Source organism: Streptomyces ferrugineus (assembly GCF_015160855.1).
Taxonomy (GTDB): domain Bacteria; phylum Actinomycetota; class Actinomycetes; order Streptomycetales; family Streptomycetaceae; genus Streptomyces; species Streptomyces ferrugineus.
In genome coordinates, this window is the sequence record NZ_CP063373.1 from 2,055,776 (window position 1) to 2,069,541 (window position 13,766).

Genomic DNA, 13,766 nt, shown 5'->3' on the forward strand with positions numbered 1-13,766 from the left:
CCTGCGAAGTCCGCGCTTGTCGCAGCCCTCGGCGTGCACCACGCTGGCGCACATGACCACACCGCATACGATCGCCGTCCTCGGCCTGGGGCGCATGGGTGAGGCGATCGCGACCCGACTGGACGCCCGGGGCTGGGACGTCGTCGGCTGGACCCGCTCCGGGCGCGCGTCAGGTGCCGTCAGGACGACCGGCGATCCGAACGACGCCGTGGCGAAGGCCGACCTCGTGCTCCTGGCGTTGTTCGACGGCCCCGCCTGCCGACAGGTCCTCGATGACGTCCGTGACAGGCTGCGCACGGACGCGGTGGTGCTGAACACCAGCACCATCGCCCCCGCCGAGGCGTCGGAGCTGGCCCGGCGACTCGGCCCGGCCTACGTCCACGCACCCGTGCTCGGCTCTGTGCCGGCGGTGGCTGTCGGCGCGCTGCAGATTCTCGCCGCCGCCGGTCAAGACGCGCTCGAGCGGGCGCGGCCGGTTCTGGAAGCGCTGGGCACCGTCCGGCACGTCGATGACGTCCGCACCGCCGCCGCGCTCAAGCTGATCGCCAACAACAGCCTCGCCGGCGCCGTCCTCGCGCTGCGCGACTCGCTGCGGCAGGCCGACGCCCTCGGCCTGCCCCGTGGCCAGGTGCTGGACATCCTCGAACTCGGCCGGCTCGGCGGGCTCGTGGCCCGCAAACGGCCCTTCCTCGCCGACCAGCCGGGCGCCGCCACCGCGGAATTCACGATTGGCGCGCTGGCCAAGGACATGGCCGTACTGGCCGACGCGTCCGACACACCCCTGCGCAGCGCGGCCCGTCTGGTCGACACCCCTGCCGACCCCGAGAGCGACATTGCTGTTGCCGCCACGGTCCCGGCCGTGGAGGACGCCGTGCTCGAACCGCTCCGCGCCTACATCCGCGGACACGCCACCGGTGATCCAACCCACTTCCGCGACGCGTTCCTGCCCACCGCCCACATCGAGGGCATCCGGGACGGCGCATTCGTCTCGTGGCGCCTGGACGAGTACTGCGCTCTCTTTCCGGGCCGGTCGGCCCCGGACGAACCGACCCGCTCCCGCCGCATCGACGTCGTCGACGTCCATGGCACCGTCGCGACCGCGACCATGACGCTGTCGCACGGCACAGACACGTTCACCGACATCTTCCTGCTGGTCCGCGTCGACGACGGCTGGCGCATCGCCAACAAGGCCTACCACCGACACCCATCCCTACAGATCCCAAGGGAAAAGCGCTAGCCTGTGTTCGTTATTCCGATCGGCTGTTGAAATCTCGAACGCAGCTACTGACACCCAAGGGAGGGGGCCGGACGTGGGACGCCTCGTACCAGCCGTGACCCGGGCTCTCGACATCCTCGAGCTCTTCCTCGACGGGGACGGCACGCTCTCCGCCCCTGACATCGTGCGCAAGCTCCAGCTTCCGCGCACCACCGTGCACGAGCTGGTCACCACACTCGCAGCCCGGTCTTACATCGTCCAGGTCCCGGGTCAGCCGGGACGGTACCGGCTGGGCGTACGGCCGTACCAGCTCGGCAGCCGGTACGCCGAGCAGCTCGACCTCGCGGCCGAGGGGCAGCAGGTGGCGCGCTCCGTCGCGGAGACCTGTGACGAGACCGTGCACGTGGCGATCCTCGAAGGCACCGACGTCATCTACATCGCCAAGGTCGACTCCACGCACGCCGTGCGCATGGTGTCCGCGGCCGGGCGCCGGCTGCCCGCGCACTGCACGTCCGTCGGCAAGATGCTGCTGGCCTCCCTTCCCGAGTCGGAACTCGGCTCCCGCGTCCCCGACGGCGCCGAGCTCGTCGCCATGACACCGAACAGCATCACCGACCCGGGCGCGCTGCGCGAGGCCCTCGCCACGATCCGGCAGCGTGGGATCGCCGTCGAGAGCCGGGAGTCCAACCCGGACGTGTCGTGCGTGGCCGCGCCGGTGAAGGACCGGACCGGGCAGGTCGTCGCCGCCCTCTCCATCTCCGTCCCCATGATCCGCTGGAGCGACGAGCGCCGCGCCGAGCTGGAGCAGCTCGCCGCCAAGGGCGCCGCGGAACTGTCGGAGCGTCTCGGACACCGGAGCGTGGCATGAACACCCGCTACGAGGTCGCGGTCCGGGCGGAGGCGGAGCTCGGCGAGGGGCCGACCTGGGACGCGGACCACGGGCGGCTGCTGTGGATCGACATCCTGGGGAGTCGGATCCACACGTTCGACCCCGTCTCGGGGCGGCGGAGCGTCCGTACGACGCCCCAGCACGTCGGCGCCGTCAAGCCCCGCGCCGGCGGCGGGCTCGTCCTCAACCTCCGGGACGGCGTGGGGCTGCTCGACCCCGACGACACCTTCCGCTGGCTGCACCACGAGCCCGTCCCCGGCCGCCGCGCCAACGACGCCGCCGTCGCCCCCGACGGCGCCCTGTGGGCGGGCACCATGCGCTACGACGAGGCCCCGGGCGGCGGGACGCTGTCCCGGCTCACCGGTGCCGGGGCGGTCGACGTCGTACTCGACGACGTGGCGGTCAGCAACGGCACCGGCTGGAGCCCGGACGGCAGCCTCATGTACTACATCGACTCGCCCACGCGGCGCATCGACGTCTTCGACCACGCGGACGGCGGCGTCACCGGCCGACGGCCCTTCGTCGAGATCGAGGACGGCGCCGGGTTCCCCGACGGGCTGACCGTGGACGCCGACGGGTGCGTGTGGGTGGCCCTGTGGGAGGGCTCGGCCGTACGCCGCTACACACCGGGCGGGGAGCTGGACCGGGTGATCGAGCTTCCGGTGCCCCGGGTGACCGCGTGCGCGTTCGCCGGGCCCGGACTGACCGACCTGTACATCACGACGGCCCGGGTCGGACTGGCGGCCCCGCCGCCGCTGGCGGGCTCGCTGCTCGTCGTGCCCGGCGCGGGCGAGGGGCTGGCACAGCCCGCCTTCGCCGGCTGACGGGAGGGAATCGGTTCCGGGAGGTGAGGGCGCCGTACTCCGGTGGCCTCGCCTTCTCGGCGCCGCGCCGATGCCGCCGGGTGCCCGTGCCCGTCGGACGGCCGTCAGGTGCCCGTGCGGTCCAGGTCCCGCAGGATCTCCCGCTCCTGTTTCGTCAGCGGGGCCCCGACCGCCGGCGGCAGCGGCGGCCCGTTCAGCGTCGCCAGTACCGTCGACGGGCGCAGCAGTCGCGTCGGCCCCGTCGTCATGCTCGTCACGTCCCAGACCGCCGACGCCGCCGTGTACGAACCGGTCGCCGTGCGGATCATGCGGCGGGTGTACGCCGTGACCAGGCGGTCCGCGAGTCCGGGCGAGCCGCCCCGGGTCCCGGGGAACCACACGTCCTGGCTGACCGCCATCGTCCACGCCCCCTCCACCGACCGCGCCGCCGTCCGCTGCACCCGCCGGGCCAGTCCGGCCCCGGTCAGTCCCGCCTCCCGCAGCTCCCGGGCCAGCACCTGCGCGCCCATCGCCGCCACCGACATGCCCTGACCGTACGCCGGGTTGAAGGTGGCCAGCGCGTCGCCGAGGACGACGAACCGCTCGGGCCAGTGGCGGGTCTTCTCCAGATAGCGGCGGTGGTTGCTGGTGCTGCGGCTGACATGGACGTCGGTGAGCGGCTCGGCACCGGAGACCAGCCGGCCGACGATCGGGTCGGGCAGGTCGAGGGCGTAGCGCAGGAAGGCGTCCGGGTCCGCCGGCGGCTCACCGCCGCCCCGGGTGCCGGCGAGGCTCACCATCCAGCGGTCGCCCTCGATGGGCAGCATCATCCCGCTGCGGCCGGGCCGGCCGAGATAGGGGTTGGCCTGCACTATGGTCAGCGGGAAGCGCGCGGCGCCGACGGGGGTGCGGTAGAGGCGGGTGGCGTTCACCAGCCCGGCGTCCACCGTCTTCTCCCGGACGTCCGAAATTCCCAGCCCCGCCAGCCATTTGACGGCCCGTGAGCCCCGTCCGGCGGCGTCCACCACGAAATCGGCGGCGAGTTCCTCCTCCCCGGCGCCGGTCGAGACGCGCAGCCCGGTGACCCGCTCGCGCGTGCCGGTCAGCTCCAGCGCCTGGCCCTTGCGGATCTCGACGCCGGTGTTGGCCAGCACCGCGACCCGTATCGCCCAGTCCAGCAGCGCCCGGGTGCACGTCAGCATGTGCGGTCCGGGATGCCGCCAGCGCCGGAACCAGCCCTCGGGGGTGAGGGCGACCATGCCCGAGCCGAGCGGGATCTCGTGCGCACCGGCGGCGAGCAGATGCCCCCGCATGCTCACGCCCGGCACCAGGTCCTCCATCGCGGCCAGCCCGCCGGCCATCAGCAGATGCGCGTGGCGTCCCTGCGGCAGGCCCTTGCGGTGCTCCGGCCCGTCGGGCAGCTCGTCCCGGTCGAGTACGACCACCTCGTCCGCGACGGTGGACAGCGCCGCCGCGGCCAGCATGCCGGCCAGTCCCGCACCGATGACGACAGCTCTACGCGACATGGGTTCCTCGCACTCAGCCGAGCGGACCTGGGCATGACGGATCGACGGCAACTCGTGGCACTTCAGAAGGCCTTAACCGTACCTTCACGCATCGTCCCCGCGGCATCCGATCCCCCCAGTGCCTGCGCCAACTCCACCAGCCCGCCCGCCCCGGACACCTCCGTGGCGTGCAGTCGGCCGGTGCTCGGCGTCCGCAGCGGCTCCTCGTGTGCCGCCGCCCGGCGGGCCGCCGCGGCGAGCATGGCGGCCTCCGCGGCGACCCGCGCCTGGTGCGCGGAGCGGCCCTCGGCCAGCGCGGCCGACAGCGCCCGCTCGCGCACCCGGTCGTCGAAGTACGGTGCCAGCGCCAACAGGGCGTCATGGATGGCCACTTCACGGCAGTGCAGGCGCTCGGCGGGCGACTGCCACCAGGCGGAGGGCGGTTTGGGGGCGGTCGACACGAAACCCACCCGGAGCCACAGCGGGTCCAGGCGCCGGTAGTCGCGCAGCCCGCGCCAGTGCCCCACGGCGGCCGGCAGCAGCCGCGGCAGCACGAACCCGGCGGAACAGGTCAGGGCGGCCAGCGCGGCCATCGGCGGGGCCACCCGGGTGGAGAGGAAGTCCAGGTCATGGCCCGTCCAACGGGCCACCACGGCCGTGTACTTGGTGAGCTGGAACCCCACCAGGTCCAGCAGTGCCCCCACGAAGATCAGCCACAGGCCCGCCCTGAGCAGCCCGGTGACCTCCCGGCCCCAGCGCACGCACACCACCGTCATCGCCACGATGGCCGCGGTGTGCCCGAGCAGGTACAGCACGATCATCTCGCGCATGCCGGGGGTGTTGGCGTAGTACGTGTCGAGGTCGTTCAGCCGCTCCACCCGCGCGTCCGCCAGCGCGAACAGCACCACGATGGCCACGATCAGCGGGCCGTACACGGCGATGCAGCGCAGCACCAGCCGCCGTACCCGCTCGCGGGGCCCGCCCCGCCAGTTGATCAGCAGGATCAGCAGCGAGCAGCTGTACGCCGAGAGCAGCCCGTATGTCAGCGGTGCGCCGAAGTTGGGGACGCCGGTGAGGTCGTTGACGGCGGCCAGGGTCATCGGCGCCGAGCAGAGGAACACCACGGCGCCGAGCGCGATCGCCACGCAGGTGGACACGGTCAGCGCGTTGCGCAGCCCCGAGGGCTTGCCGACGGCCGTGTTCGGGCGCCGGAACAGTACGGCGGCGGACAGCGCGAGGACGGCGGCCGCCAGATAGACCACGAGACTCATACGGGGGAGCTCCGTTCCACCGCCGGTGTCAACGCCCCGCGCACCAGCGGCGAGGTGACCAGCGCGTCCGCGATACGCACCAGCGCGTCCGGGCCGGGCGCCCGCTGCTGGAACCACTCCGACTCACCGGCGTACACCGCCCCGAGCGGTGCGTCGCGGCCCGCCCGGTCCGCCATGCACACCCTGGCCGCCGCCCGGATCACCGCGGCCCACGCCGTCGCCGCCGCCCGCTCCGGGTCGCCGGTCGTGCGCAGGGCGGCCTCGCGCGTGGTGTCGTACAACTCCCGGTCGACGTAGGCGTCCAGGTGGCTGAGCGCGTTGTGGATGCTGGTCTGGCGCCAGACCAGCCGGGTGACGGGGGAGGACCAGCGCGGGCGCGGCAGTCGCAGCCGGCGGCGGGCGAGGATCTCGTCCAGCTCCCGCTCCAGGGGCTCCAGGCGTACGTACGTCCGCCGGGCCCGCCGCCACTCGATGAGCCGGGGTCCGGCCAGCGGGATCAGCACGCCGGCCACCGTCAGCAGGGCGGCCGTGCCCGCGGCGACCGGGGCGCCCTGGGTGGCCAGCGCCGCCCAGTCGCGCCCGGTCCAGCGGGCGGTCACGGCGACGAGCTTGGACCCGCTGTACCCGGCGCCGCACACCGCTCCGGCCCCCAGCGTGACCAGTCCCGCGCGCAGCGGGCCGCGCACCTCGCGGGCCCAGCGCAGCGCGGAGACCGCGGTGATGGTGACGGCGGTGAGATGCCCGGCCAGATAGAGCAGGATCATCTCGCGCAGGTAGGGCGTCGTCGCGTAGTACGTGTCCAGGTCCTCGCGGCGCTCCACCGCGGCATCGCCCAGCGCGAACAGCACCGCGATGCACAGCACCACACCGGCGTAGCCGGCGACCCAGCGGCGGGCGGTGCGGCGCGCGCCCGGCCCGCCCCGCCACAGGGCGACCAGGATCTGCGAGGCGGCGCCGTAGGCGGTGATCGCCACGTACGTCAGCGGGGCCGCGAGGTTGGGGATGCCGCTGAGGCGGTTGACGGCGCCGACGGTGGGCGGGGAGCCGAGGAAGAAGCACAGGCCGGCCAGGCCCAGCACGGCACACAGGGTGCGCAGATAGGGGTCGTGCCGGTGGCGGAGCAGGTCCGGGGCGCGCACCAGCAGGCCGAGCCACAGCACGGCGCAGCTCACGTAGGCGATCAGGCCGGTCATCCGCGGGTGCCCCGGTAGTTGAGGGCGGCCCCGATGCGTCCGGCGAGGTCCTGGTCGTCGGTGCCGGCCGCGAACACCGAGTCGGCGGAGGCCTCCAGCCAGGTGCGCAGCCGGCGGCCCATCAGCATGCCGAAGCGGTCGGCCTCTTGTTCGTCGGCGAGCGTGAAGTCGCTGCGGGCGGCGGCGGGTTGCTCCCCCGCGCCGGTGCCGGTGCCGCGCCGCTGGTGCATGTGCCACACCTCATGGCAGAAGATCACTATCTGGTGCCATACGGCGGCCCGCTTGTCGACGATGACGTCGTCATGCGTCTCGCGCTCCAGCCACAGCCCGCTGGCGGTGTGCGGCGGGAACACCTCCCGGTGCACCACGATGGGGCGTCCGCGCCACTGGACCGCCGAGTCGACGACCGCCTGGAACAGGGTCTCGGGGTCCGCGGGGACGGGCACCCGGATGGGGCCGATGAGGGCGTCGGCGAGGCGACGCATCTCCCTGTTCGTACGCACGGTTCTCCCCGTGGCTGCTGGACGTTCGACCCTGTGCAATATGCCAAGTCGTCCGTCGCCTCAGCCACCTCCCGCACCCGCGCCCGGCCAGGGATGGCCGAAACCGAGCCGAACACGGCCAACGCCGGGGCGTCCGGCGGGACATTCGACACCCGCCCTAGATGTCCTCGTCCTCCGCCGGGTTCCGCTCCGTGATCATCTCGGCCCATTCGGCCAGGGCCTGGAGCTTGCGCGGCGACATGTGCGGTGCGCGGCGGGCCAGCCGGTAGAAGCCGGGGGTGCGCAGCGGGGCCAGTGGGTCGGCCTTGGCCTCCAGGCCGCCCAGTACCGGCTGGAGGGCGGCGTGCAGGGCCTCGGCCTCGTCGGCGGTGAAGAAGCCGGCGGGCAGGTCGAAGTGGCGGCGGATCCGGTCGGCGTGCTCCAGGCTGGGCAGTCCGCTCCTGCGCCACTCGCTCAGCCACTGCCTGCTGGTGCCGGCGATTTTGGCCAGTTCGTCGAGGGAGTAGCGCTTGCCGTCGGGGCGGCGCCGGGTCTCGCGCAGGAAGTCGAGCCGCTGCCGGACGCGGTCGCCCAGGCTCGTCTCCGGCACGCTGCGACCGGCCAGCAGCGCCGTGACCGTGTCCGCGGGGACGCCGGTGGCGTACGACAGCTCCGGCACGTCCAGCACCTCGGCCAGCCGGCCCGGCTGTCCGGTCAACTCCTCCAGGCGCTCGCGCAGTTCGGCGAGCGAAGCGTGGGCGTCGGTCACCGAGGTCTCCCCGTTCTCCCTGGGCGCGTTCGCCGGATCGTTGGCTGGGCTCACGGGAGCGTATCGGGTCCCTTCGGCCGCGACCAGCCGGAGTGGGCAGGAATAACTGCCCTTTTTTGCAGCGATGGTTGACAGTGGCGCTCACCGCGGGCAATGATCACGTCACTGAAAGACGCATTCCGCTTTCTGCGGCGTGCGATCTGCGACTTCCGGCCGCGCACCGCCTCTTGACGCGGCCGGAGGAGGCCGGGGCCCGCCTCGACGGGGGACGCGAGCACTGTCGGCTCGCCGTCTGCGAGACAGCCTCGGCCACCGCGGGGGATCCGGGCGCCGCCTCGGGGGAGCGGCGCCCGGGGCGCTCCGCTGCCGAGTCGAGGTCAGCTGGTGACGGCGACGCTCTCCGGCCGGTCCCCCGCCGCCCGTTCCCGTACGGCCCGGACGTCCTCCGTGTCGCGCAGGGCCCGGGACATGGCGCCGATGTCGCGCAGCAGGTCCGTGGTGTCGGTGTCGGTCGTGCCGTCGGCTTCGTGTGCCGCGTTCCGGGCGTCGATCGCGTCCAGGATCGCCACCGCGGCGGCCAGCGCCTTCGCCCGGTCCGGCGGGAGGCCGAGGGCGACGGCGGCGTCGTGGGAGCGCCCGCGCCGGTCCTCGTCGACGAAGCGGGCCAGGGGGAGCAGGACGTCGCGGATGAACGTCTCCCGGCGGATCAGCCGGAGTTCCGGGGTGGCACGGAGGAGGAAGGGGACGCCGGAGCCGTTGACGGACTTCATCAGCAGGTACAGCGGGCGCAGTTCGTGGTGGGCGAGGCGGATGCGCCAGCGGTCGTGCAGATACTGGCCGGCGTGCGGGAGGATGAAGCCGACCGCGACCAGGATGGCGGACAGACAGGCGATGGGCGGCGCCACCGCCGTGCTCAGCCAGTCCAGGTTCCGGCCGGTCCAGCGGGTCGCCACGGCGGTGAGCTTGGCGGCGTCGAAGACGAGCTGGAGGGTGTAGCCGACGCCGAGGAACCTCAGGCCCCAGCGCAGCCAGGCGTCGAGGCCGTCGGTGCGCATCCAGTTCCAGATCAGCCAGTTGGTGACCAGCGCGGCCGCGGTGTGCGCGAGCAGATACAGCACGATCATCTCGCGCATGTACGGCGTGTTGGCGTAGTACGTGTCCAGGTCCCGCAGCCGCTCCACGGGCACGTCCGCCAGCGCGAACAGCACCCACAGCGCGACGATCACCGAGAAGTAGCCGGCCACGACCCCGCGCATCGCGCGGCGGGTGCGCGGCGAGCGGTCGGACAGGCCGGTGCGCCAGGTGATGATCAGCAGGAGGCAGGACGCGCAGAACGCGGTGAGCAGGGAGTACACCCAGGGGCCGGAGAAGTTCGGGATGCCGGTGAGGCGGTTGACCCGGGCGATCGTCGACGGCGCCACGAACACGAACACCGAGCAGGCGAGCAGCAGCAGCCCGCCGACCGCGCGCAGCAACGGGTCGTTCCACAGCCGGATGATGCTCGGCAGCTTGATGGCCAGGGCGGCGGCCAGGATCCCGGCGGGGATCCACCAGAAGTTCGGGTAGAACTCGTTGACGAACTCGACCGGCGTCAGCGCGAGCCCCGTCACGGCGCCGTGCCTCGCTGCCGGCCCCGGTAGCCCAGGGAGCGCTGCACGGGGTCCAGGGGCGGCTCCGCACGTTGCTCACCCGGCAGCAGCGGCCGGAACGCGGCGGCCAGCCGGTGCCCGAAGTCGTCGGCCTCGGCCTCGTCCCGCTGCCGTGAGCCGTTGCGCGCGGCCACCGCGAGGGCGGTGTCCCGCCAGCCGGACGTGCCCGCGAGGGCGTGCGCGGCCGCCGTGCCGTCCGTGTGGTCGTGGCGGTGCCCGGCCTGCATGTGCCACAGCTCGTGGCCGAGGACCACCAGTTGCTGCACGGCCTCCGCCCGCTCCTCGACGATGATCAGGTCGAAGTCCTGGAACTCCACCCACAGTCCGGTCACTTCGATCTCGTCCGGGAACCGCTCGAACCGCAGCTCCACGGGCCGCCCGCCGCGCCGCGCGCTCATCTCCGCGCACAGCGCGTGGCACAACTCGCCCACATCGGACGGGGGACGGGGTCTGGCACGCACGGCCGCGCTCAGTTCGGAGGCCAGGTCACGCATCCCGGAAGCGGCGGAAGAGCGCCGCACCCGCAGGGCACCTCCAAGTGCCGAAGTGACCCGGGCCGCCTTCTCGCGCGCGCCCGCGATGTCCATCGCACCCCCTGTTCTCCCACCGCTCGGCGGGCCGTTCGAGCCTACGCGGCCCGCAGCGTCTCCGTCATGTGATGTCACGCGATCGGAATTCATGCACAGGGCATTGACTAGAAAGCGCTTGCACCCTACGGTCCCGTCCGACCCCGTTCGAAGTTACGTGCCAATTTCGATATCTCGAACAGCTTCGATATCTCGAACAGTAAGGGCAGGCAATGGGACGACCTGACCTGAACCGCAGGCAACTTCTGGCCACCCTGGGCGGCTTGACGGTCGCCGGCAGCTTCGGGTTCGCCGCACTCGGCACCGGCGCCGACGCACTGGCCTCCGGCGCGGACACCCGGGTGCGCTACTGGAACCTGTTCAGCGGCGGCGACGGCTCCAACATGATCGCGATGCTGGACGCCTTCCGCGCGGCCAACCCCGCCATCGACGTGAAGGACTCCACCCTCCAGTGGGGCAACCCCTTCTACACCAAGCTCGCCATGGCCGCCGCCGGCAACCGCGCACCCGACCTCGGCGTCATGCACCTCGGCCGTGTCACCGGCTTCTCGCCCGGCCGCCTCCTGGACCCCTGGGACGTGGAACTGCTCGCCGAGTACGGCGTACGGCAGGCGGACTTCAACCCCGGACTGTGGAACCGCGGCGTCATCGACGGCAAGCTCTACGCCCTTCCGCTCGACGTCCACGTCCAGCTCTGCTTCTACCGCAAGGACGTGCTCAAGAAGGCCGGGCTGCTCGGCGACGACGGCCGGATCGTGCCCGTGACCTCGGCCGACGAGTGGTTCGACATGCTCAAGGAGGCCAAGAAGGCCACCAAGAAGGGGCTGCAGACCATCGGCCTGTGGATCAACGACCAGAACTTCCAGTGGTGGTTCTTCGTCGCCTTCTACACCCAGCTCGGCGGCACCTGGTTCAACGCCGACCGGACCGAGGTCACCTTCGACACCGACAAGGCCGTCCAGGTCCTGCAGTTCCTGCGCCGGCACGTCACCGACGGCTACGCCGTCCCGAGCCTGGCCTCCGTCAACGCCGAGCAGTTCATCAACGGCGCCCCCTTCGCCTGGGAGGGCAACTGGTCGCTGCCGGTCTACTCCGGGGCCGGGCTCGACTACGGCGCGACCCCGCTGCCGCCCGTCTTCGGCAAGCAGGCCACCCACGCCGAGTCCCACTCCTTCGTCCTGCCCCACCAGTCCGACCGCGGTGGCGCCACCAACGAGGCCGCGCACCGGCTCGCCGCCTACGTCGTCACCCACGCCCAGCAGTGGGCGGCCGGCGGCCACATCCCCGCGTACACACCGACCCTGTCCACCCCCGCGTACCGGAAGCTGGACCCGCAGAACGAGTACGTCTCCGCCATGGACCACCAGGCCACCGAGCCGAAGGTGTGGTTCGCGGGCTCCACCGGCATCCTCGCCCAGCGCATCGGCCCGATCGTCGTCTCCTCGACGCTGGGCTCCGCCAAGCCCGACACCGTCGCCCGCCGGATGAGGCGTGAACTCACCACGCTGCTCGCGATGAAGAACCCCATGGACGGCAGGACCGCAGCGCAGGGAGGCACGGCCGCATGACGACCAGCGCACAGACCGTCTTCGCCCCGGCCCGCGCCACGACCGCCGCCGGCAGCGCCACCCTCCGCCGCAAGCAGGGCTTCCAGCACGGCGGCTGGTTCGTGGCCCCGTTCCTCGTCCTGTTCACCCTGTTCGTCGTCTGGCCCCTGCTGCGCGGCGTCTACCTCAGCCTCACCGACGCCAACATCTCCGGCGAGGGCGAGAGCTTCGTCGGCCTCGACAACTACCGCGAGGCCCTCCAGGACCCGCTGATGTGGGACGCGCTCGGCCACAGCGCGTACTTCACGCTTCTGGTCGTGCCGTGCATCACCGTCCTCGCCTTCCTCCTGGCGATGCTCGCCCACCACATCGAGCGCGGAAAGTGGCTGTGGCGCCTGTGCTTCTTCGCGCCCTTCCTCCTGCCCTCCACCGTCGCGGCCAACCTGTGGCAGTGGCTGTTCAACCCCGGCACGGGCATGATCAACCATGTCTTCGGCATCGAGACCCCGTGGCTGACCGACAAGTCGTACACGATGCTCGCGCTGGTCATCTGCACCCTCTGGTGGACGGTCGGCTTCAGCTTCCTGCTCTACCTCGCCGCACTCCAGTCCATCCCCGACCACCTCTACGAGGCCGCCAAGCTCGACGGCGCGAACGCCTGGCACCGCATGGTCCACATCACCCTGCCGATGCTGCGCAACATCACCGGGCTCGTCATCACGCTCCAGATCCTGGCCTCGCTCCAGGTCTTCGACCAGGCCGTCGTGATGATGGACTTCGGTCCCGGACCGGAGAACTCGACCCGCACCTTCGTGCAGTACACCCTCGAAGAGGGCTTCACCAGCTACCGCGTGGGCTACGCCTCCGCGATCTCCATCATCTTCTTCGTGCTCATCGCGGTCGTCGCCCTCGCGAGGATGTGGCTGCTGCGCACCCGTGAGGAGGGCACCCGATGACCACCGCCGTGCCGACGAAGCCCCGTAGGTCCTCCTGGACCCCCGGCCAGATCGTCCTCACCCTCCTCGGTGCGGCCGTCTCGGCCGTGTTCCTGGCGCCCTTCGCCTGGGGCCTGTTCACCTCGCTCAAGTCGGAGACCGAGGCGGTGGAGGTGCCCCCGCACTGGCTGCCGCGGGACTGGACGGGCCAGGCGTGGAAGGCGCTCTTCGAGACCGGCAACATCACCGACTGGTTCGTGAACTCCCTGGTCGTGTCGGTGTGCGTGACCTCCGTCGTGCTGCTGGTGAGCGCACTCGCCGGCTACGGCTTCGCCCGCACCGAGTTCCGCGGCAAGAGCGCCCTGATGGGCGTCGTCATGGCGGGCCTGATGATCTCCCCGGCGGTCCTCGGCGTGCCGCTGTTCACCACGGTCCAGCAGATGGGGATGGTCGACACGTACTGGGGCATGATCCTTCCCCAGTGCGCGCCCGCCGCGATGGTCTACATCCTCTACAAGTTCTTCCAGGGCATCCCGCGCGAGCTGGAGGAGGCCGCGTTCATCGACGGCGCGGGCCGCTGGCGCGTCTTCTACACGATCGTGGTCCCGCTGGCCCGCCCCTCCCTGGCGGCGGTGGGCATCTTCACCTTCATCGCGTCGTGGAACAACTTCCTGTGGCCCTACATGGTGACCAACAACCCCGACCTGATGACCATGCCGAACGGCATCGCGACCGTCATGAACTCCTACGGCATCCAGTGGGCCCAGCTCATGGCCGGCGGCCTGATGGCGGGCCTGCCGCTGATCGTCGTCTTCGTCTTCTTCCAGCGGCAGATCGTGGCGGGCGTCGCCCACACGGGTCTGGCGGGGCAGTGAGAACGAAACGGCGCTCCCATCGCCCTCCAGGGCACACCCGCCACC

General features: G+C 71.9%; 13 protein-coding genes. 6 read left to right on the top strand and 7 right to left on the bottom strand.

The window, feature by feature from the left end:
* Nucleotides 1–52 precede the first annotated feature (52 nt).
* The 3 genes from IM697_RS09355 (at nucleotide 53) to IM697_RS09365 (ending at nucleotide 2,929) form a co-directional block, all read left to right on the top strand.
* Complete coding sequence (locus tag IM697_RS09355) at nucleotides 53–1,237, top strand: nuclear transport factor 2 family protein (protein ID WP_194046459.1); 1,185 nt, start codon at nucleotides 53–55, stop codon at nucleotides 1,235–1,237.
* Between the two features lie 73 nt (nucleotides 1,238–1,310).
* Complete coding sequence (locus IM697_RS09360; RefSeq protein ID WP_194046461.1) at nucleotides 1,311–2,084, top strand: IclR family transcriptional regulator; 774 nt, start codon at nucleotides 1,311–1,313, stop codon at nucleotides 2,082–2,084.
* Nucleotides 2,081–2,929 (top strand): SMP-30/gluconolactonase/LRE family protein, encoded by an 849-nt coding sequence (locus IM697_RS09365; protein WP_194046463.1) that lies wholly within the window; start codon nucleotides 2,081–2,083, stop codon nucleotides 2,927–2,929. The genes IM697_RS09360 and IM697_RS09365 overlap by 4 nt, the downstream gene beginning before the upstream one ends.
* A 104-nt stretch (nucleotides 2,930–3,033) precedes the next feature.
* On the opposite strand, the gene IM697_RS09370 is transcribed toward IM697_RS09365, so the two are convergent.
* From IM697_RS09370 to IM697_RS09400, 7 genes are all read right to left on the bottom strand, one after another.
* Complete coding sequence (locus IM697_RS09370) at nucleotides 3,034–4,434, bottom strand: NAD(P)/FAD-dependent oxidoreductase (RefSeq protein WP_194046465.1); 1,401 nt, start codon at nucleotides 4,432–4,434, stop codon at nucleotides 3,034–3,036.
* Between the two features lie 62 nt (nucleotides 4,435–4,496).
* Nucleotides 4,497–5,684, bottom strand: a complete 1,188-nt coding sequence (locus tag IM697_RS09375) for an MAB_1171c family putative transporter (protein ID WP_194046467.1) — start codon at nucleotides 5,682–5,684, stop codon at nucleotides 4,497–4,499.
* Complete coding sequence (locus IM697_RS09380) at nucleotides 5,681–6,877, bottom strand: MAB_1171c family putative transporter (RefSeq protein ID WP_194046469.1); 1,197 nt, start codon at nucleotides 6,875–6,877, stop codon at nucleotides 5,681–5,683. The genes IM697_RS09375 and IM697_RS09380 overlap by 4 nt, the downstream gene beginning before the upstream one ends.
* Entirely contained in the window at nucleotides 6,874–7,380 is a 507-nt protein-coding gene (locus tag IM697_RS09385) for a toxin (RefSeq protein ID WP_194046471.1), read from the bottom strand. Before IM697_RS09385 ends, IM697_RS09380 begins: the two co-directional genes overlap by 4 nt.
* A 157-nt stretch (nucleotides 7,381–7,537) precedes the next feature.
* The gene (locus IM697_RS09390) at nucleotides 7,538–8,182 is read right to left on the bottom strand and encodes a helix-turn-helix domain-containing protein (protein ID WP_228044591.1); all 645 of its coding nucleotides are present in this window, start codon (nucleotides 8,180–8,182) and stop codon (nucleotides 7,538–7,540) included.
* Between the two features lie 323 nt (nucleotides 8,183–8,505).
* Nucleotides 8,506–9,738 (bottom strand): MAB_1171c family putative transporter, encoded by a 1,233-nt coding sequence (locus IM697_RS09395; RefSeq protein WP_194046473.1) that lies wholly within the window; start codon nucleotides 9,736–9,738, stop codon nucleotides 8,506–8,508.
* Nucleotides 9,735–10,364, bottom strand: a complete 630-nt coding sequence (locus IM697_RS09400) for a toxin-antitoxin system, toxin component family protein (RefSeq protein ID WP_194046475.1) — start codon at nucleotides 10,362–10,364, stop codon at nucleotides 9,735–9,737. Before IM697_RS09400 ends, IM697_RS09395 begins: the two co-directional genes overlap by 4 nt.
* 212 nt (nucleotides 10,365–10,576) lie before the next feature.
* Between IM697_RS09400 and IM697_RS09405 the strand changes: the two genes are divergently transcribed.
* The 3 genes from IM697_RS09405 to IM697_RS09415 are packed head-to-tail and all read left to right on the top strand — an operon-like array spanning nucleotide 10,577 to nucleotide 13,721.
* Nucleotides 10,577–11,932, top strand: coding sequence for an extracellular solute-binding protein (locus IM697_RS09405; protein WP_194046477.1), 1,356 nt, complete (start codon nucleotides 10,577–10,579; stop codon nucleotides 11,930–11,932).
* Nucleotides 11,929–12,867: a carbohydrate ABC transporter permease gene (locus IM697_RS09410; protein WP_194046479.1), complete on the top strand. Its 939-nt coding sequence runs from the start codon at nucleotides 11,929–11,931 to the stop codon at nucleotides 12,865–12,867. Before IM697_RS09405 ends, IM697_RS09410 begins: the two co-directional genes overlap by 4 nt.
* Nucleotides 12,864–13,721 (top strand): carbohydrate ABC transporter permease, encoded by an 858-nt coding sequence (locus tag IM697_RS09415; protein WP_194046481.1) that lies wholly within the window; start codon nucleotides 12,864–12,866, stop codon nucleotides 13,719–13,721. The genes IM697_RS09410 and IM697_RS09415 overlap by 4 nt, the downstream gene beginning before the upstream one ends.
* The last annotated feature ends 45 nt before the right edge of the window (nucleotides 13,722–13,766 follow it).

Bases quoted from the DNA above. Each gene is read 5' to 3' on its own strand.
- IM697_RS09410 (WP_194046479.1), top strand. From the start codon at position 11,929: ATGACGACCAGCGCACAGACCGTCTTCGCCCCGGCCCGCGCCACGACC.
- IM697_RS09405 (WP_194046477.1), top strand. From the start codon at position 10,577: ATGGGACGACCTGACCTGAACCGCAGGCAACTTCTGGCCACCCTGGGC.
- IM697_RS09400 (WP_194046475.1), bottom strand. From the start codon at position 10,364: ATGGACATCGCGGGCGCGCGCGAGAAGGCGGCCCGGGTCACTTCGGCA.
- IM697_RS09415 (WP_194046481.1), top strand. From the start codon at position 12,864: ATGACCACCGCCGTGCCGACGAAGCCCCGTAGGTCCTCCTGGACCCCC.
- IM697_RS09355 (WP_194046459.1), top strand. From the start codon at position 53: ATGACCACACCGCATACGATCGCCGTCCTCGGCCTGGGGCGCATGGGT.
- IM697_RS09365 (WP_194046463.1), top strand. From the start codon at position 2,081: ATGAACACCCGCTACGAGGTCGCGGTCCGGGCGGAGGCGGAGCTCGGC.
- IM697_RS09380 (WP_194046469.1), bottom strand. From the start codon at position 6,877: ATGACCGGCCTGATCGCCTACGTGAGCTGCGCCGTGCTGTGGCTCGGC.
- IM697_RS09375 (WP_194046467.1), bottom strand. From the start codon at position 5,684: ATGAGTCTCGTGGTCTATCTGGCGGCCGCCGTCCTCGCGCTGTCCGCC.
- IM697_RS09370 (WP_194046465.1), bottom strand. From the start codon at position 4,434: ATGTCGCGTAGAGCTGTCGTCATCGGTGCGGGACTGGCCGGCATGCTG.